This window comes from Streptomyces hundungensis (assembly GCF_003627815.1).
GTDB lineage: Bacteria > Actinomycetota > Actinomycetes > Streptomycetales > Streptomycetaceae > Streptomyces > Streptomyces hundungensis_A.
This window is the reverse complement of record NZ_CP032698.1, coordinates 3,333,765-3,350,520: the sequence shown is the minus strand read 5'-3', so window position 1 is coordinate 3,350,520 and position 16,756 is coordinate 3,333,765. Positions and strand designations below refer to the sequence as shown.

19 protein-coding genes are annotated in these 16,756 nt (G+C 70.2%); 9 read left to right on the top strand and 10 right to left on the bottom strand.

Annotation, left to right across the window (positions count from 1 at the left end):
- Positions 1–142: 142 nt before the first annotated feature.
- Complete coding sequence (locus DWB77_RS14790) at positions 143–1,180, top strand: NAD(P)-dependent alcohol dehydrogenase (protein ID WP_120721723.1); 1,038 nt, start codon at positions 143–145, stop codon at positions 1,178–1,180.
- Positions 1,181–1,367: 187 nt separating this feature from the next.
- Positions 1,368–1,715 carry a DUF1330 domain-containing protein gene (locus tag DWB77_RS14785; protein WP_120721722.1) on the top strand — a complete coding sequence of 116 codons (348 nt, stop codon included), beginning with the start codon at positions 1,368–1,370 and terminating at the stop codon, positions 1,713–1,715.
- 36 nt (positions 1,716–1,751) lie between these two features.
- Here DWB77_RS14785 and DWB77_RS14780 read toward each other — a convergent pair whose 3' ends face one another.
- The 3 genes from DWB77_RS14780 to DWB77_RS14770 form a co-directional block, all read right to left on the bottom strand.
- The gene (locus DWB77_RS14780; RefSeq protein ID WP_120721721.1) at positions 1,752–2,339 is read right to left on the bottom strand and encodes a DUF4291 domain-containing protein; all 588 of its coding nucleotides are present in this window, start codon (positions 2,337–2,339) and stop codon (positions 1,752–1,754) included.
- A gap of 119 nt (positions 2,340–2,458) precedes the next feature.
- On the bottom strand, positions 2,459–2,665 hold the full coding sequence (locus DWB77_RS14775; RefSeq protein ID WP_174248558.1) for a hypothetical protein: 207 nt from the start codon (positions 2,663–2,665) through the stop codon (positions 2,459–2,461).
- A gap of 230 nt (positions 2,666–2,895) precedes the next feature.
- Positions 2,896–3,459, bottom strand: coding sequence for an ATP-binding protein (locus tag DWB77_RS14770; protein ID WP_120721720.1), 564 nt, complete (start codon positions 3,457–3,459; stop codon positions 2,896–2,898).
- A gap of 177 nt (positions 3,460–3,636) precedes the next feature.
- On the opposite strand from DWB77_RS14770, the gene DWB77_RS14765 reads away from it, so the two are divergent.
- A complete protein-coding gene (locus DWB77_RS14765; protein WP_120721719.1) occupies positions 3,637–4,989 on the top strand; it encodes a tetratricopeptide repeat protein in 1,353 nt (450 codons plus the stop codon).
- Positions 4,990–5,983: 994 nt separating this feature from the next.
- Here DWB77_RS14765 and msrA read toward each other — a convergent pair.
- Entirely contained in the window at positions 5,984–6,685 is a 702-nt protein-coding gene (gene msrA, locus DWB77_RS14760) for a peptide-methionine (S)-S-oxide reductase MsrA (protein WP_120721718.1), read from the bottom strand.
- Positions 6,686–7,160: 475 nt separating this feature from the next.
- A complete protein-coding gene (locus tag DWB77_RS14755) occupies positions 7,161–8,270 on the bottom strand; it encodes a hypothetical protein (protein WP_120721717.1) in 1,110 nt (369 codons plus the stop codon).
- Positions 8,271–8,340: 70 nt separating this feature from the next.
- On the opposite strand from DWB77_RS14755, the gene DWB77_RS14750 reads away from it, so the two are divergent.
- Positions 8,341–9,495, top strand: a complete 1,155-nt coding sequence (locus DWB77_RS14750) for a cystathionine gamma-synthase (RefSeq protein ID WP_120721716.1) — start codon at positions 8,341–8,343, stop codon at positions 9,493–9,495.
- A gap of 20 nt (positions 9,496–9,515) precedes the next feature.
- Here DWB77_RS14750 and DWB77_RS14745 read toward each other — a convergent pair whose 3' ends face one another.
- From DWB77_RS14745 to DWB77_RS14735, 3 genes are all read right to left on the bottom strand, one after another.
- Positions 9,516–9,770 carry a hypothetical protein gene (locus tag DWB77_RS14745; RefSeq protein WP_120721715.1) on the bottom strand — a complete coding sequence of 85 codons (255 nt, stop codon included), beginning with the start codon at positions 9,768–9,770 and terminating at the stop codon, positions 9,516–9,518.
- An 82-nt stretch (positions 9,771–9,852) separates the two neighbouring features.
- On the bottom strand, positions 9,853–10,353 hold the full coding sequence (locus DWB77_RS14740) for a sigma factor-like helix-turn-helix DNA-binding protein (protein WP_162952535.1): 501 nt from the start codon (positions 10,351–10,353) through the stop codon (positions 9,853–9,855).
- A gap of 33 nt (positions 10,354–10,386) precedes the next feature.
- A complete protein-coding gene (locus DWB77_RS14735; protein WP_162952534.1) occupies positions 10,387–10,890 on the bottom strand; it encodes a MarR family winged helix-turn-helix transcriptional regulator in 504 nt (167 codons plus the stop codon).
- A 154-nt stretch (positions 10,891–11,044) separates the two neighbouring features.
- On the opposite strand from DWB77_RS14735, the gene ilvA reads away from it, so the two are divergent.
- The 3 genes from ilvA (at position 11,045) to DWB77_RS14720 (ending at position 14,308) form a co-directional block, all read left to right on the top strand.
- Complete coding sequence (gene ilvA / locus DWB77_RS14730; RefSeq protein WP_120721713.1) at positions 11,045–12,274, top strand: threonine ammonia-lyase; 1,230 nt, start codon at positions 11,045–11,047, stop codon at positions 12,272–12,274.
- Positions 12,275–12,452: 178 nt separating this feature from the next.
- Positions 12,453–13,466: an ATP-binding cassette domain-containing protein gene (locus DWB77_RS14725; RefSeq protein ID WP_120721712.1), complete on the top strand. Its 1,014-nt coding sequence runs from the start codon at positions 12,453–12,455 to the stop codon at positions 13,464–13,466.
- Positions 13,463–14,308 (top strand): ABC transporter permease, encoded by an 846-nt coding sequence (locus tag DWB77_RS14720; RefSeq protein WP_120721711.1) that lies wholly within the window; start codon positions 13,463–13,465, stop codon positions 14,306–14,308. The genes DWB77_RS14725 and DWB77_RS14720 overlap by 4 nt, the downstream gene beginning before the upstream one ends.
- A gap of 66 nt (positions 14,309–14,374) precedes the next feature.
- Here the strand turns inward: DWB77_RS14720 and greA are convergent, their stop codons facing one another.
- Both greA and DWB77_RS14710 read right to left on the bottom strand, forming a co-directional pair.
- Entirely contained in the window at positions 14,375–14,872 is a 498-nt protein-coding gene (greA, locus tag DWB77_RS14715) for a transcription elongation factor GreA (RefSeq protein ID WP_120721710.1), read from the bottom strand.
- Between the two features lie 223 nt (positions 14,873–15,095).
- Entirely contained in the window at positions 15,096–15,497 is a 402-nt protein-coding gene (locus tag DWB77_RS14710) for a DUF4307 domain-containing protein (protein WP_120721709.1), read from the bottom strand.
- Positions 15,498–15,625: 128 nt separating this feature from the next.
- Here DWB77_RS14710 and mca point away from each other — a divergent pair, with 128 nt between their 5' ends.
- Together mca and DWB77_RS14700 are read left to right on the top strand one after the other, a co-directional pair.
- Positions 15,626–16,507: a mycothiol conjugate amidase Mca gene (gene mca, locus DWB77_RS14705; RefSeq protein ID WP_120721708.1), complete on the top strand. Its 882-nt coding sequence runs from the start codon at positions 15,626–15,628 to the stop codon at positions 16,505–16,507.
- Positions 16,500–16,748 carry a hypothetical protein gene (locus DWB77_RS14700; protein ID WP_174248557.1) on the top strand — a complete coding sequence of 83 codons (249 nt, stop codon included), beginning with the start codon at positions 16,500–16,502 and terminating at the stop codon, positions 16,746–16,748. Before mca ends, DWB77_RS14700 begins: the two co-directional genes overlap by 8 nt.
- Positions 16,749–16,756: the final 8 nt, after the last annotated feature.

Sequence of the window (16,756 nt, the reverse complement as noted above, 5' to 3'; positions counted from 1 at the left end):
GCTCGCGCTCCTGGACGTACGCCCAGGAGCCTGACCCTGTCAGTAGTACGCACGCTGGACGTAGGCAGAACAGGGGCCTGGGTGACGTCCGGGAACTGGGGCAGGGTGGACGGCGTACCCCAAAGATCTGAGGAGAACGGCAATGACCACCGTCGCCGCCTACGCCGCCCCCGCCGCCAAGGCTCCGCTGGAGCGCACCACCATCGAGCGCCGTCCGGTCGGGCCGAACGACGTGGCTATCGAGATCAAGTACGCCGGTATCTGCCACTCCGACATCCATCAGGTGAACGAGGGCTGGGGCGAGGCCATCTTCCCGATGGTGCCGGGCCACGAGATCGCCGGCGTGATCACCGAGGTCGGCTCGGCCGTCACCGCCTTCCAGGTCGGCGACCGCGCGGGCGTCGGCTGCTTCGTCGACTCCTGCGGGAAGTGTGAGGCCTGCCGGTCGGGCCAGAACCAGTTCTGCTCGGACGGCGTCTCGACGTACAACGCGATCGGCCGGGACGGCAAGCCCGCCTACGGCGGCTACTCCACGCACATCGTCGTGGACGCCGACCACACCCTGCGCATCCCCGAGGGCATCGCGCTGGACGTCGCCGCCCCGCTGCTGTGCGCCGGCATCACCCTGTACTCGCCGCTCAAGCGCTGGCAGGCGGGCCCCGGCAAGAAGGTCGCCATCCTCGGGCTCGGCGGCCTCGGCCACATGGGCGTGAAGATCGCGCACGCGCTCGGCGCCGAGGTGACGGTGCTCAGCCAGTCGCTGCGCAAGAAGGACGACGGCCTCAAGCTGGGCGCAGACCACTACTACGCGACCAGCGACGAGACCACCTTCGAGCGGCTCGCGGGCTCCTTCGACCTCATCGTCTCCACCGTGTCCGCCCCGCTCGACCTGGGCGCCTACCTCGCCCTCCTCAAGACGGGCGGCGCCTTCGTGAACGTGGGCGCCCCCGAGGAGCCGAACTCGCTCAACATGTTCGGCCTCATAGGCGGCAACAAGATCCTCGCCGGTTCGATGATCGGCGGCATCGCGGAGACCCAGGAGATGCTGGACTTCTGCGCCGAGCACTCCCTGGGCGCCGAGATCGAGTTGATCCGCGCCGACCAGATCAACGAGGCGTACGCGCGGGTGCTGGACAGCGACGTCCGCTACCGCTTCGTGATCGACACGGCGACGATCTGACGCACCGGCCGGCCCACCTGCTGTACGGCCCGCCCCGACCGAACGGCCCCGGAGGAACCCCCGCCTCCGGGGCCGTTCCCTTGCCGGGGCCGCCCCGCCTACCTCCGAGGTAATCGACCGGGCCGGGCGCGGTCGGCAGGATCGAACCGTTCGCAAGGGAGCACGGCACCCCACTCTGGAGGACCCCATGACCGCCTACGCCATCGCCAACCTCCGCCCGGCCGGCGGCCGTCCGCCGCACGAGGACGTCTTCGTGTACATGGAGCGCATCCAGGCCACGCTGGACCCGTTCGGGGGCCGTTTCCTGGTCCACAACGCGCCGCTGGAGGTCCGCGAGGGCGAGTGGCCCCACGCGCTGGTGATCATCGAGTTCCCGGCGATCGAGGAGGCCCGCGCCTGGTACGACTCACCGGCCTACCAGGCCCTGATCCCCCTGCGCGCCGACCACATCCCCGGCGACCTGATCCTGGTGGACGGGGTCGCCCCGGGGTACGACCCGGCACGGACGGCCGCGGCGCTGCGGGCGTCGGCGTAGGCGCCCGAAGGGTGCCGCGGGGCGCGGGCCGGGGAGTCACGCATTGACCGGCGGCCCGGCATAGACCCGCTCGGCGGGTAGCAGGGCGCGGGCGGCGTCGAGCCGGCCGTCCCCCACGAGCGCGTGGACGCGGTGGGCGAGCGGGGTCACATCGCGGATGTCGACGACCCACTCGTCCGCGTACCGCCGCACCGCCTCGCCGGCGAGGCCGAGCTGCAACGAGCGGTACGGCAGTGCCTGGAGCCGCAGATCCCGCTCGGGGTCCCACTGCACCCGGGCGGGCGCCCGCCTCAACTCCCGCTTCCAGGCGGCCTGTTCACCGTGGGTGGCCCGCTCGTAGTGCGACAGACAGGCGTGCGCCAACGCCCAGTCGAACCCGTCCCGCCGTATCTCGACGGCGAGCACGGTCCGCTGGCCCTCCTTGGTCCCCCACCCCGAGCGGTACATCATCCACAGGAACGACGGCTTGACCCACGTCATCCGCTCCCGTTTCCACCCCGCCGGAAACCGCCCGTCGCGTGCGGCCGGAAGTCCGAGCGCCGGGTCGTACGCCTGATAGACGGTGACGGTGGACTGCGTGTGCAGGGCGCGGATCTGACGCTGGGGCGTGGCACGGTCTTCCATGGGGGCAAGCGTGACGCGGCGGGGCGGGGGCGGCCAGCGAATATCGCGGAGCGGACGCCGGGATCCGCCCCGACCTGCCCCGGCCCGACCCGTTCCGCACCGGGACGGGTCGGGCCGGGTCAGCGGTGGCGGGGCCGGCCCCGGTGGGGGTGGTGGCGGATTTCCACGTCGGCGTCCGTGGCCGCCGAAAGGTCGCCCCTGCGCTGCGCGGCCCGCCGCCGCGCCACCATCTCGGCGCACACCGCACATCCCCGCGCGGGCTTCGGCGGTGCGTGCGGCAGCGCCAGGTGTACGGGGTCACCCATCGTCGTTCTCGGGTCGGTCATGGCCACGCCACCGCCTGTCGGGTCGATCGCTGATGTCCTCAGCAATGGACCCGAACCCGGGCTCCGGTACTCCCGGAACGGCCCGGACTACCCCGAACGGCGCCCCCGAGCTCAGCCCTCGGCCCTGGCCACCCTGATCGGGCAGGACTGGTGTCTGACTCCGGCGAGCGTCCGGGTCGCCTTCCACAGCCGATCGCGTGTACCAGGCAGGGGAAACGCCGGGCAGACCGCTAGGCCGTGCCATCGAGGTCGAAGCGGCACCAGATCGTCTTGCCACTCGGACCGTTCGGCGACCACCACACCGCGTCGGCCAGCCGCTGAACGAGCAGCAACCCGCGCCCACGGTCCGGCAACAACGCTTCTGCGAAGTCGCCCGCCAACTCCGACGAAACGAGTTCACCCGCAGGTAGGTCAGGCGGGGACGAGTCCTCATCGGTGACACCGATGAACAGCCATCCGGGCCAGGCCTTCACGAGCACGTCGATCTTCCGTGCGCCACCGGGCCGCGTCGGGCAGTCGTCCGGTACCGCGTGGTGCACGACATTGCCGACCAGTTCCGACACAACGAGTTGCGCGTCATCGACCGCGCGCGGCAGTCCCCAGGCCCGGAGGTAGGAACCGACCATGTCCCGCGCGGCTCTGGCACAGTCCGGCGATTCTGCGTAGACCGTCAGAGAACGGAAGTGCCCATTCGCCGGGTCGTAGATCGAGCGACGGGGTCCCCACACCGCCGGTGCGCTCGCTGCGCGTTTGCTCATCACGCGCTTGTGCCGCTCCGCGTTTCTCGCATCCATGCCACAAAGCCACCGTCTCTGGTCACGTCTGCCAGGGCGATCCCGGCAGGATGGACAGAGGGTGCACCTGCTGTACCGGCTGTCGCTCCCCCCTCTTGGGGACCCCCCTCGTGGGTACACTCGCGACGCAGGTACAGAGGAAACATCAGGTCAGGTCAGTCACGATGGGGAAGTGAGATGACCGAAGCTCCTCCGACACCGGCCGCGCTGCCGCCGAACGTGCTGGAACGCGCGGACGTGCGCTCAGCGATCGCCAGTCATGACTTCGGCGAAGTCTTCAGACTCGCCCGGCTCCATGGAAAAGTCAGCTACGCCAAGATCGCCGAGGCCATCGGCTACAAGCGAGAGCACATCGGCAAGATGGCTCGGCCGGAGCTCGACGGCAAGGGCGATCGTCCCCGGATCACGCAGCACCGCAAGATTCTGGAAGTGGTGGATGGGCTACGCATCCCGGGCCATCTCGCGGGATTGGCACCACGCCCATGGGAGCTGGAGCGATCAGCGACGGTCTACGTGCCGGAGGACCCGAGCGCCCTTCTCGCCCAGGGTGGTGCGGGACTCTGGGACGTCGCAGAGTTGCTGCGGCGGACGGAGATGTCCAGCATCAACAGCGCGGCTCTCGAGTCGATCGAGCAGGGCATCGACCAATTGGCTCGGGCCTATCCATACGCCGACGCCGACCACCTCCACCAGCGCACCCGGAACGGCTTGCAATACGTCACCAAGCAGCTCGAAGGCCGCATGACGCTGCGCCAGCACCGAGAGCTTCTCGTCGACACCGGATGGTTGTTCCTGCTCAACGCGTGCGTCCAGTACGACCGGGGGCAGCGCGAAGCCGCCAATCTCAGTAAGGCCGCTGCTCTCCGGATCGGCGAGGAGGCCGGGCACGGGGAGATAAAGGCGTGGGCGTGGGAGATCGAGGCGTGGTTCGCTCTCACCCAGTGCCGATGGCAGGACATGCTCGACGCCGTGGATGCCGGGCACGTCGCCGACCAGACGCACTCCGTCGGCGTGCAGTTGTACGCGCACAAGGCCCGAGCCGCCGCCCGGATGGGAGATGCCCGCTTGGTTCGCGACTCCCTGGATGCCGGGCGCGCACGACTGGACCGTCTGCCGCGCCCGGATCACCCCGAACACCACTTCATCATCGACCCGGACAAGTGGGACTTCTACGAGATGGACGCCTACCGTCTGCTCGGAGACGACGAGCGCGCCGCCGCCCACGCCCGGTCCGTGATCCGCATCAGCGCCGGCCCGGACGCGACCGAGACCTCTCCCATGCGCGCGGCAGAGGCTCGCCTCACGCTGGGAGTCGCCGCCGCCCGCACGGGAGACATAGAAGAAGCCGTAGGCCTGGGAACCACGGCCCTTGCCGCCGATCGCAAGTCGCTCCCCTCGCTGCTTTTAGTCGCCAACGAGCTGGATAAGGAACTTCGCTCCCGCTACCCGCGCGAGGCCGCCTCGCGTGATTTCCACGAACGGATCCTGAGCATCACGCGAGGTACGGCCACGCCCGAGCGTCCGTTCTGACCAATTGGCCTTGGTGACGATGTTTTTGGCAGTCAGGTAGTCAACGTTGATGGCCCCCACATCGCCCGTTGGGTCATTGTCGATCAGAAACGTCAGTCGACGAGCGTTGCCCAGCCTGGTGCTGCCCACTCCTCCGACGATCCCAGAGCCAAGGTGATCGGTCCCAGGAGTTTGTGGGCCATGCCTCGGTCAAGATCTGCTACGGCGAGTGCAGTCGCGGCGAAACCAGCGCTTTTCCAGGCGTTTTCATAGGGCTCGACCGTGAGACCGACGCTGGCGGCACGGGCTACGAGAAGGTTCTGCGCCGTGTCAGAAAGGTTGCTGCGCAGCAGTGTTCGGCGCCTTGTCGTACAGAGAGTCCGGGCGTCGTACCAACCTGGGTCATTTTCCTTGTGAGGCGCCCAGGCTTGGTGAAGGACGAGCCAAGTTGCTTGATCTCGTCAGCCGTGAGGTGGCGCAGACGCTCGAAGAGGGCGAGAGCCCGGATACCTTGAGGTCCGAAGCACCACCAGGCGGGGACGCGAAGATGGATGTCCTGTTGCCAATGCGACTGAGCTCGCTTGCCTGAAGGGTGTTCAACGTGTCTCAGGGTCACTGACCACAGAGCGAACGGCATGTCCGGCGGAGGCTCCATCCATCCGCGGGCGGGAGAAGCGTGCGCCCACTGGTGGGCGCCGTTGCTGGTTGAGTAAGTGGGCTTGCCTTTACTGGTCAGGACGGTTGGCTTCTCTCCGCGCTTCCATGCGCGGTAGTAGTCGTGTTTATCACCTCCGAAGCCGTGGCCGGACGGGCGCGTGTACTTCCAGCTGCGGTGCTCCCAGTCGGCAGGGTTCTCACCCAGCTCGCGGAGCGGTGGGTCCCAGCCTGGTAAGAGGTGCCACTGTGAGTTCTCGGCCATATGCACACCGTAGGACCAGCCAGGCCGTGTTGTACGGCTCGCCTCCAGATTGGTGCAGCGACGAGCCGATAACGGCTTGGCGGCCCCTTGGCCAGGTCAGTCGTCAGTCGGTGCGATCCCCGTAGGGCAAGACGCCCCCCAGTTCGTCTCGAACGGGTCGCCAAGCTTGACGCCCGTGCCGCCGATCCCGCAGTACCCCGCCGGGTTCTTGTCCAGGTACTGCTGGTGGTACGGCTCGGCCGGGTAGAACGGGCGGCCCTCGGCCGGGAGCAGTTCCGTGGTGATGGTGCCGTGGCCCGAGGCCGTCAGGACCTTCTGGTAAGCCTCGCGGGAGGCCCGGGCGGTGGCTTCCTGGGCGGGGGTGTGGGTGTAGATCGCCGAGCGGTACTGGGTGCCCACGTCGTTGCCCTGGCGGAAGCCCTGCGTCGGGTCGTGGTTCTCCCAGAACACCTTCAGGAGCTGCTCGTAGGAGACGACGGCCGGGTCGTACACCACCCGGACCGCCTCGGTGTGGCCGGTCAGGCCCGAGCACACCTCCTCGTACGCGGGGTTCACCGTGCTGCCGCCCTGGTAGCCGGCGAGCGTCGTCCAGACGCCCGGGGTCTGCCAGAACTTGCGCTCGGCGCCCCAGAAGCAGCCCATCCCGAAGTCCGCGACGTCGAGACCCTCGGGGTACGGCCCGGCCAGCGGGTTGCCCAGGACCGTGTGCCGGGAGGGCAGGGTGAATTCGGGTTCCGGGCGTCCCTTGAGGGCCTGCTCGGGGGTGGGCAGCTCGGGGGTGCGGCGGCCGAAGATCATCGGGGCTCCTCGGAAAGGAAGGGTGGGTGCGTAGGAGGAACGCGGGGGCGGGGCCGGAGATTCCGGGCGCGGCCCGGGGGCCGGGGGAGATCCGGCGCGCGGTTCGGCGCCAGGGGGCCCGGAAGGATCCGGCGCCGGTCAGGCACCCGGGGCCCGAGGAGATTTGGCGCCGGTTAGGCACCCGGGGCCCGGGAAGACCCGGCGCTGATTCGGCACCCGGGGCCCGGGAAGACCCGGCACCGTTCAGGCACCCGGGGCCCGGGGAGATCCGGCACCGATTCGGCACCCGAGGCCCGGGAAGACCCGTCGCCGATTAGGCACCCGGGGCCCGGGAAGGCCCGGCGCTAATTCGGCACCCGGGGCCCGGGGGAGGTCCGGCGCCCGATTCGGCACCCGAGGCCCGAACAGACCCGGCACCGGTTCACCCCCAGCGCGCCCCCGGCGAGCGCGCCCACCCCGTACCCCGAGCGCCCCCTCAGGGCCTGCGCAGGGTCGCCGGGCTGCCCCCGTTCGCCTCGTAGCCTGCCACCGCGAGGGCCCGGCATACGGCGTAGGTGGCCGCCGGGTCCTCGGAGAGTGTCCAGGGGACGGCGCCCACGAAGCCGTCCAGGGCCGCGAACTGGTCCATCGCCTCCGACCAGCGTTCGGCGCCCACCAGGAAGAAGGCGAGCAGGTGGCGGACCTGGGGCAGCGCCGGGTCGTCGTGGCGGGCCTGGTGCACCGCGTGCAGCGCGCCCTCCATGGCGCGGCTCACCACCGCCGTGCGGTAGAAGTCGCTGACCAGGACGACGTCCGGAACGTGCTCGTGGACGGCGAAGAGGGGGAGCGCGGAGAGCAGGGAGCCGCGCGGGGCGCGAGCCGCGGCCGCCGTCGCGAACTCGTCGGCCTGGGCGCGCGAGCCGTGCCACTTCTCGCAGTGGTAGTGCAGGGCCGCGAGGTGCGCGCCCATGTGGTGCGGGGCGCGGTCCATCACCTTGGCCCAGAGGTGGTCCAACTCCGGGCGCGGGTAGGCAAGTCCGCGGGCCACCGCGAGTTCGACGATGTACGGGACCGGGTCGCCGGGGGCGAGCAGCGCCGCCTCGCCGCAGATCGTGCGGGCCTCCTCCAGGATGATGCGGAAGTCGTCACGGCCGGCCGACGAGGACCGCCAGGCCTGCTGGACCAGGAACTCCGCGTGCACCTGCGCACCCCCCGCGTCCTTGGGCGCCTCGGAACGCCAGGCGCGCAGCCAGGCCCCGCCGACGCCCGGGCGCTCGGCGAGTTCGAGGGAGGCCGCGCCCGCGAAGGCCTGGACGCGCTGCCAGCGCCGCTCGCCCTCCTTCGGCGTCCCGGCCAGGAGGCGCTGGGCCGGCTTGAAGTCCTGGGTCCCCTGCACCACCGCGAGGACGTCGAGGAGGTCCTGGTCGGGCCCCGGCAGGCGGACGTCGAGCTCCTCCTGGAACGCGAAGCCGTACGCCGCCGGGTCCGCGGCGTCGGGCGCTCCGGGCCGCGACAGCTGGATGCCGCTTCCGCCGCGGCGGAACACCAACCGGCCGATGATCGCGAAGAGGATGCACAGCGCGAGCAGGGTCCACAGAATCTCCATGTCCACCAGCGAACCAGACCGCGCCCGGATATGACGAACCCGGCGAGTGGACGAACTAGGCTCTGGACCCATGAGCCACGAGCACCTCGACAAGAGCTTCGAGACGATCGCGATCCACGCCGGAAACACCGCGGATCCGCTGACCGGTGCGGTCGTACCCCCGATCTACCAGGTCTCCACGTACAAGCAGGACGGCGTCGGCGGCCTGCGCGGCGGCTATGAGTACAGCCGCAGCGCGAACCCGACACGGACCGCCCTCGAAGAGAACCTGGCGGCCCTCGAAGGCGGCCGGCGCGGTCTCGCCTTCGCCTCCGGCCTCGCCGCCGAGGACTGCCTGCTGCGCGCGCTGCTCGCGCCCGGCGACCACGTCGTGATCCCGAACGACGCCTACGGCGGCACGTTCCGCCTGTTCGCGAAGGTCGTCTCGCGCTGGGGCGTCGAATGGTCGGTCGCCGACACCTCCGACCCGGCCTCGGTACGGGACGCGATCACCGACCGCACCAAGGTCGTCTGGGTCGAGACGCCCTCCAACCCGCTCCTCGGCATCACCGACATCGCGGCCGTCGCCGAGGTCGCCTCGGCCGCCGGCGCCAAGCTCGTCGTCGACAACACCTTCGCCAGCCCCTACCTCCAGCAGCCCCTGTCGCTGGGCGCGGACATCGTGGTGCACTCCCTGACGAAGTACATGGGCGGCCACTCCGACGTCGTGGGCGGCGCGCTGATCACCAACTCGGCCGAGATCGGCGAGGAGTTGGCGTACCACCAGAACGCGATGGGCGCCGTCGCCGGGCCCTTCGACTCGTGGCTGGTGCTGCGCGGCATCAAGACGCTCCCGGTGCGCATGGACCGGCACAGCGAGAACGCGGGCAAGGTCGCCGAGATGCTGACGCGGCACGCCAAGGTCACCCAGGTCCTGTACCCGGGGCTGCCCGAGCACCCGGGCCACGACGTGGCGGCCAAGCAGATGCGGGCGTTCGGCGGCATGGTCTCCTTCCGTGTCGAGGGCGGCGAGCAGGCGGCGGTCGAGGTCTGCAACCGTACGAAGCTGTTCACGCTCGGCGAGTCCCTCGGCGGCGTCGAGTCGCTGATCGAGCACCCGGGCCGCATGACGCACGCCAGCGTCGCGGGCTCCGCCCTGGAGGTCCCGGCGGACCTGGTCAGGGTCTCGGTGGGCATCGAGAACGCGGACGACCTGCTCGCCGACCTCCGGCAGGCGCTCGGCTAGGTCCCGCGCACCGGCGGGCCCTAGAGCCCGTCGACGGGTGGCGTCACCGTGGACGGCGGCGCCACCCAGGGCTGCGCCACCGAGGCCCATACGAGGAACGCGATCACCGCCGCGGTGAGCAGCAGCCACAGCAGGCGGCGCGCGATGCGTCGGCGGTGCAGCATACGAAGGCCCAACTCGGCTGCCCGGTCGGCCAGTTCGGCCGGGACGGTCGGGTGGGTGGCGCCCTCCAGCATGCGGCGCACCTCGGCGGTCTTGCGGTCGGGCGCGCTCACCGGACGGCCTCCGCCGCTGTGCTCCCCGGCCCATGCTTGAGCTGACGCGGAGGCCGTCCCGCGAGCGGATCCCTCGGCCCGTTCATGTGGCGGCGCCCGGGGTTGGGGCGGGCGAGGGTGGGGCGCTGCGCATCGTGGTGACCGCCCGGGTGCAGATCGCGCGGACCCGGTCCGTCGGCAGCCCCATGAGCGCCGCCGTCTGCTCCTCGGCGACGCCCTCGTACAGACGCAGCACGAGGATGAGCCGTTCCTGCGCACTCAGCCGCGCCAGGAGCCCCTCGTCGGCGGGGGGCCGGGGCAGCCCGGGGACGGCGGGCCGGTGGTGGCGCCAGGCGGCGCGGGCGAAGCGGCCGGCGAGCTCCTGGCGTGTGCGGTCGTAGGGGTCCTCACCGCGCAGCCGGTGCCAGCGGGCGTACGTCTCGGCGAGGGCGGCGGTCAACAGGCGCCGGGCGCGTGGGTTGTCGTCGAAGGGCTCGGCGGTCAGCAGGGTGGCGGCATGCAGCAACCGGCCTCCCGCGCCCGCCACGAATGCCTCGAACTCCCGGGTGCGGCGGCGGTGTCGGGTGGAGTACCGCTCGCGCATGAGCCTCATATGAGGGCAGGCGCGAGCCCCGGGTCAAGAGGTCGGCGCCGACGGCTCGTGAGCGGCCGACTGGCGGGCGGAGAGCGCCGAGTTGAAGCGGGTGAGCAGGGTGCAGAACGACTCCCGCTCGTCCTCCGTCCACCCGTCGGTGACCTGCGCCATCAGCTCGCGGCGCGAGGAACGCACCTCTTCGAGGCGGGACTGGCCGCGCGGGGAGAGCTGGAGCACGACCGCCCGGCCGTCCTCGGGGTGCGAAGTCCGCTTCACCAGGCCGGTGTCGACGAGCGGCGCGACCTGACGGGTCACGGTCGAGGAGTCGATCCCCATCCCCGCGGCGAGCGCCTTGACGCCCATCGGGCCCTCCCGGTCGAGCCGGTTGAGCAGCAGATACGCGGCCCGGTCCATCGAGTTGCGGACCTGTCCGACGCCGCCGAGCCGGGTCTGCTCGGCGCGGCGGGCGAACACGGCCACCTGGTGCTGGAGGGCATCGAGGAGGCCGGGGTCGAGCGGGGGAGTCATGTCCTGAACTGGGGGCATGGCCGGGGCTCTCTCGTGCGGGTGTCGGTGTGGTGGGGGACAGAGTACGCGGCCCGGCCCCCCTGCGTACCGGCGGTGCGCAAACCTGTGGACAAGTGCCCACCCCTCGGTATCCCCACGACCTCGACGGGCGTGAGCTGCGAGACTTGAGGTCATGAGCTTCAGTACGTCAGGCCCCTTGCACCACCTCATCCTCGACGACGTCCGAGGCGCGCAGAAGATGCTGTCGGGAGTGGCAAGGGCCACCGCGATGGAGGGGTCCCGTCACCTTTCGTCGCTGGTGGGAGCCCCCGTCCACCTCAAGTGCGAGAACCTTCAGCGCACCGGCTCCTTCAAGTTGCGCGGCGCGTACGTGCGGATCGCGGGCCTGCGTCCCGAGGAGCGGGCGGCCGGGGTGGTCGCGGCGAGCGCCGGCAACCACGCGCAGGGCGTGGCGCTCGCCTCCTCGCTGCTCGGGGTGCGTTCCACGGTGTTCATGCCGATCGGCGCCCCGCTGCCCAAGGTCGCGGCGACCCGCAGTTACGGCGCGGAGGTGATCCTGCGCGGCACGGTCGTCGACGAGACGCTGGCCGCCGCCGAGGCGTACGCGGCCGAGACCGGGGCGGTGCTCATCCACCCCTTCGACCACCAGGACATCATCGCCGGGCAGGGCACGGTCGGCCTGGAGATCCTGGAGCAGTGCCCCGAGGTGCGCACCATCGTGGTGGGCATCGGGGGCGGCGGCCTCGCGGCGGGGATCGCGGTCGCGGTGAAGGCGCTGCGGCCGGACGTCCGCATCGTCGGGGTGCAGGCGGCGGCCGCCGCGGCCTATCCGCCCTCGCTGGCCGTCGGGCATCCCGTCGCCATCGAGACGGCGCCGACGATGGCCGACGGCATCAAGGTGGGCAGGCCCGGCGACATCCCGTTCTCGCTGGTCAGCGAGTTGGTGGATGAGGTGCGTACGGTCACGGAGGACGAGCTGTCCAGCGCGCTGCTGCTCTGTCTGGAGCGCGCGAAGCTGGTCGTGGAACCGGCAGGGGCGAGCCCGGTGGCCGCGCTCCTCAGCGACCCGCACGGCTTTCGGGGCCCGGTCGTCGCGGTGCTCTCGGGCGGCAATGTGGACCCGCTCCTGATGCAGCGCATCCTGCGGCACGGCATGTCGGCGGCGGGCCGCTATCTGTCGCTGCGGCTGCGCCTCACCGACCGGCCGGGGGCGCTGGCCTCGCTGCTGGCGGAATTGTCAGTGCTGGATGCCAATGTGTTGGACGTGAGCCACGTACGGACCGATCCCCGGCTCGGACTCACGGAGGTGGAGGTCGAGGTGCATCTGGAGACCAAGGGGCCGGAGCACTGCGCCGAGGTCGCCTCCGCGCTCCGGGAGGCGGGTTACACCGTGCTGGACTGACGCCCCGCCGGGGAGGATCGGGCACGGAAGGGAGAGCGGGGAAGACCGCGCGCAAACCGCTGACAGAACGCGATGTATCGCGTTATGGTGTGGTCCGAACACAGCTCCACCGGGCGCCCGCCGCCCGGGAAATCTACGATTTGTCCAGGAAGTCACACCCACCACTGGGGGTACTCACATGCCAGGCGCCATCTACGCCGAAGGCCTGGTGAAGACATTCGGCAACGTAACGGCTCTGGACGGCGTGGACCTCGATGTCCCTGAGGGCACGGTCCTCGGCCTGCTCGGCCCCAACGGCGCCGGCAAGACCACCACCGTGCGCGTCCTGACCACCCTGCTCCAGCCCGACCGGGGCAAGGCGGTCGTCGCGGGCATCGACGTCCTGAAGCATCCCAACGAAGTCCGCCGCTCCATAGGGCTCTCCGGCCAGTTCGCGGCCGTCGACGAATACCTGACCGGCCGCGAGAACCTCCACATGGTCGGCCGGCTCTACCAGATGAACGCCAAGGCCGCGAAGGTGCGCGCGGGCGAACTGCTCGACCGCTTCCACCTCGCGGACGCGGCCGACCGCCCCGCCAAGACGTACTCGGGCGGCATGCGCCGCCGCCTGGACCTCGCGGCCGCCCTCGTCGTCTCGCCGCCCGTCATGTTCATGGACGAGCCGACCACCGGCCTCGACCCGCGCAACAGGCAGCAACTGTGGGAAGTCATCCAGGAGTTGGTCGCCGGTGGCACCACCCTGCTGCTCACCACCCAGTACCTCGAAGAGGCCGACCGCCTCGCGCACGACATCGCCGTCGTCGACCACGGCAAGGTCATCGCGCGCGGCAGCTCCGACCAGCTGAAGGCCCGCACCGGCGGCGAGCGCGTCGAGGTCGTCGTCCACCAGGCCGACCAGATCACCCCGGCCCGCGACGTCCTCGCCGGGTTCGGCAAGGGAGAGGTCAAGATCGAGACGCACACCCGCCAGCTCACCGTCCCGGTCACCGGCGGCGCCAAGCTGCTCGCCGAGGTCATCCGTGAACTCGACGCCCAGGGCGTCGAGATCGACGACATCGGGCTGCGCCGCCCCACCCTCGACGACGTCTTCATCTCGCTGACCGGCCACGCCGCCGAGACCGCGAAGGACGAGGACACCGAGGCCGCCGAGGGCCGGACCCCCTCCAAGGGACGCAAGGAGGACACCAAGTGAGCACCCTCACCGACGCCGCGCCCGCACCCCGGGCCGGCGGTGGCATCGGCGGATCCGTACGGGACTCGCTGGTGGTCGCCAAGCGGAATCTGATCCGTATGACCCGAATTCCCGAGATGGTCATTTTCGGGCTCATTCAGCCGATCATGTTCGTGGTGCTGTTCAGCTACGTCTTCGGCGGCTCGGTCAACATCGGCGGCACCACCGACGCGGGCGCCTACCGCGAATTCCTGATGGCCGGCATCTTCGCGCAGACCGTCACCTTCGCCACGGCGGGGGCCGGCGCGGGCATCGCCGACGACATGCACAAGGGACTCATCGACCGCTTCCGGTCGCTGCCCATGGCGCGCGGCGCGGTCCTGACCGGCCGCACCCTCGCCGACCTCGTGCAGACCACCCTGACCGTGGTCGTCCTCGCGATCGTGGCCCTCCTGGTGGGCTGGCGCATCCACAACGGCCTGCCCAAGATGCTGGGCGCGTTCGCCCTGCTGCTCCTGCTCGGGTACGCGTTCTCCTGGATCGGCGCGCTGATCGGCCTGACCGTACGCACCCCCGAGGCGGCCACCTCCGGCGGGCTGATCTGGCTCTTCCCGGTGACGTTCATCTCCAATGCGTTCGTGAACACCTCGGGGATGACGCCGTGGCTGCGGCACATCGCCGAGTGGAACCCGTTCAGCGCCACCGTCCAGGCCTGCCGCAAGCTGTTCGGCAACCCCGGCGTGGTCGACTCCGGCGCCTGGCCCATGCAGCACCCGGTCTGGGCCTCGCTCGCCTGGTCGCTGCTGATCATCGTGGTCTTCCGCACCCTGGCGGTCCGCAAGTACCGCTCGGCCACGGCCTGAACCCGGGCGACACGAAGCCCCCGGCCGCTCGCGGCGGTCGGGGGCTCTTCTGTGCGGGGGGCGGGGTCAGCCGGTGAACGGGACGGCGGCCAGGATCTTCACCGAGGCCTTCTTGCCGTTGGGCAGTTCGTACTCGGCGTCCTCGCCGACCTTCTTGCCGTTCACGCCGGAGCCGAGCGGCGACTGCGGCGAGTACGTCTCGATCTCCGTGGAGGCGTACTCGCGGGAGGCCATCAAGAACTCCAGGGTGTCGTCCGGGTCGCCGTCGAAGGCGATCGTGACGAGCATGCCGGGAGCGACCACGCCGTCCGCGGCGGGGGCCTCGCCCACCTTGGCGTGCTCCAGGAGCTGGGTGAGCTGGCGCACCCGGAGCTCCATCTTGCCCTGCTCCTCCTTGGCCGCGTGGTACCCGCCGTTCTCCCGGAGGTCACCCTCCTCACGGGCCGCCGCGATCTTTACGGCGATCTCCGTGCGCGCGGGACCAGACAGGTACTCCAGCTCGGCCTTGAGCTGGTTGTACGCCTCCTGGGTCAGCCAGGTGACGTTGTCGCTGGTCTGGGTCACAGGTGCTCCTCGTCGGTACTGGGAATAACAAGCATCGCCCTACCCAGAAGCATGTGCCTTGTTGGGTGGGCGAAACCACGAGCCTAACAATTCAGGCGCCGTAGGGGGAGGACATAAACCGCTAGAACTTCATCGGCGCAGGTCACAACCGTGCGTTGTCAACGTTGATCAGCGGCGTGAGCAGTACGTGGCCGCGCGGGGGGCCGCGACGGCCCGGCGGGGCTCAGTCGGACTGGCAGCTGACCAGGTCGGCGGCGGTGGCCCGCGAGGTCGTGGTGATCGTGACGACCCGGTCGATCTGCTTGACCGGCTCGTCGAAGCGGAAGTCCGCCCGGCCCACGTCGTCGCCGCTGGTCTGCTGGGCGCGCAGGGTGCAGGTGCCCTTGGCGTTCTTGTCCTTGACGACTTCGAGGTGGACCTCGACCGAGGTGTCCGAGACCACCTTGAACTTGATCACCTGCGCGGAGAGCGACTGCCCGCCCACGTAGTCGAAGCCGATCCAGGCGACCACCGCGATCAGCACGGCCGCGAGGGCCGCGCCGACGATCTTCAGCTTGCGGTCCGCGCGCTGGTCCGCCGAACGCCCGTAGCGCCCCTGGGGAAGCTGCTCGCGCACAGCGGCCATGAGTCGTCCTCCTGCTGGTGGGGGTCACCGGAATTTTCCGTCCCCCGATTCGGTCACTATAGAAGCCGCCCATTGCGCCGATCACAGAGGGCGCCGAATTCACTTACTGAGTCACCGAGGATCGAGTCTTGACTGAGCAGCTGCGACTGATGGCCGTCCACGCCCACCCCGACGACGAGTCGAGCAAGGGCGCGGCGACCATGGCGAAGTATGTGTCCGAGGGGGTGGACGTGCTGGTCGTGACCTGCACGGGAGGCGAGCGCGGCTCCATCCTCAACCCGAAGCTCCAGGGCGACAAGTACATCGAGGAGCACATCCACGAGGTCCGCAAGAGAGAGATGGACGAGGCGCGCGAGATCCTCGGCGTCCGCCAGGAGTGGCTCGGCTTCGTCGACTCGGGGCTGCCCGAGGGCGACCCGCTGCCGCCGCTGCCCGAGGGCTGCTTCGCCCTGGAGGACGTGGGCCTCGCGGCCGGCCCCCTGGTGCGCTCCATCCGCCACTTCCGTCCGCAGGTCATCACGACGTACGACGAGAACGGCGGCTATCCGCACCCCGACCACATCATGACCCACAAGATCACGATGGTGGCCTTCGAGGGCGCGGCCGATACCGAGAAGTACCCCGAGGCCGAGTTCGGCCCGGCCTTCCAGCCGCAGAAGCTCTACTACAACCAGGGCTTCAACAAGCCGCGCACGCTCGCCCTGCACGAGGCGCTGCTCGCGCGCGGCATGGAGTCCCCCTACGGCGAGTGGCTGGAGCGCTGGAAGGAGTTCGAGCGCGCCGAACGCACGCTGACCACGCACGTTCCGTGCGCTGAGTTCTTCGAGATCCGGGACAAGGCGCTGATCGCGCACGCCACGCAGATCGACCCCGACGGCGGTTGGTTCCGGGTGCCGCTCGACCTCCAGAAGGAGGTCTGGCCGACCGAGGAGTACGAGCTGGCGAAGTCGCTCGTGGACACTTCCCTCCCCGAGGACGACCTCTTCGCGGGCGTGCGCGACAATGCCTGATATGAGCGCAAGCCTCGCAATGACGCACTTGGCCGCCCCGCTGGCCGAGGAGATCAACAACGACAAGGTGACGCCGGGTGTTCTCGGCTTCATCGTCTTCGCGGCCCTCGCCCTGGGCGTGTGGATGCTGATGAAGTCGATGAACCGGCACATGGGGAAGGTCGACTTCGAGGAGAGCCCGGACCCGTCCGAGGCGACCCCGGCGACCACCGGGGCCAAGGGCGCGCCGAACAAGGTCTGACGCGGCCC

What these genes read in the sequence shown, in the direction of transcription:
- DWB77_RS14790 (WP_120721723.1), top strand. Translation starts at nt 143, where the DNA reads ATGACCACCGTCGCCGCCTACGCCGCCCCCGCCGCCAAGGCTCCGCTG.
- DWB77_RS14785 (WP_120721722.1), top strand. Translation starts at nt 1,368, where the DNA reads ATGACCGCCTACGCCATCGCCAACCTCCGCCCGGCCGGCGGCCGTCCG.
- DWB77_RS14780 (WP_120721721.1), bottom strand. Translation starts at nt 2,339, where the DNA reads ATGGAAGACCGTGCCACGCCCCAGCGTCAGATCCGCGCCCTGCACACG.
- DWB77_RS14775 (WP_174248558.1), bottom strand. Translation starts at nt 2,665, where the DNA reads ATGACCGACCCGAGAACGACGATGGGTGACCCCGTACACCTGGCGCTG.
- DWB77_RS14770 (WP_120721720.1), bottom strand. Translation starts at nt 3,459, where the DNA reads ATGGATGCGAGAAACGCGGAGCGGCACAAGCGCGTGATGAGCAAACGC.
- DWB77_RS14765 (WP_120721719.1), top strand. Translation starts at nt 3,637, where the DNA reads ATGACCGAAGCTCCTCCGACACCGGCCGCGCTGCCGCCGAACGTGCTG.
- msrA (WP_120721718.1), bottom strand. Translation starts at nt 6,685, where the DNA reads ATGATCTTCGGCCGCCGCACCCCCGAGCTGCCCACCCCCGAGCAGGCC.
- DWB77_RS14755 (WP_120721717.1), bottom strand. Translation starts at nt 8,270, where the DNA reads ATGGAGATTCTGTGGACCCTGCTCGCGCTGTGCATCCTCTTCGCGATC.
- DWB77_RS14750 (WP_120721716.1), top strand. Translation starts at nt 8,341, where the DNA reads ATGAGCCACGAGCACCTCGACAAGAGCTTCGAGACGATCGCGATCCAC.
- DWB77_RS14740 (WP_162952535.1), bottom strand. Translation starts at nt 10,353, where the DNA reads ATGCGCGAGCGGTACTCCACCCGACACCGCCGCCGCACCCGGGAGTTC.
- DWB77_RS14735 (WP_162952534.1), bottom strand. Translation starts at nt 10,890, where the DNA reads ATGCCCCCAGTTCAGGACATGACTCCCCCGCTCGACCCCGGCCTCCTC.
- ilvA (WP_120721713.1), top strand. Translation starts at nt 11,045, where the DNA reads ATGAGCTTCAGTACGTCAGGCCCCTTGCACCACCTCATCCTCGACGAC.
- DWB77_RS14725 (WP_120721712.1), top strand. Translation starts at nt 12,453, where the DNA reads ATGCCAGGCGCCATCTACGCCGAAGGCCTGGTGAAGACATTCGGCAAC.
- DWB77_RS14710 (WP_120721709.1), bottom strand. Translation starts at nt 15,497, where the DNA reads ATGGCCGCTGTGCGCGAGCAGCTTCCCCAGGGGCGCTACGGGCGTTCG.
- DWB77_RS14700 (WP_174248557.1), top strand. Translation starts at nt 16,500, where the DNA reads ATGCCTGATATGAGCGCAAGCCTCGCAATGACGCACTTGGCCGCCCCG.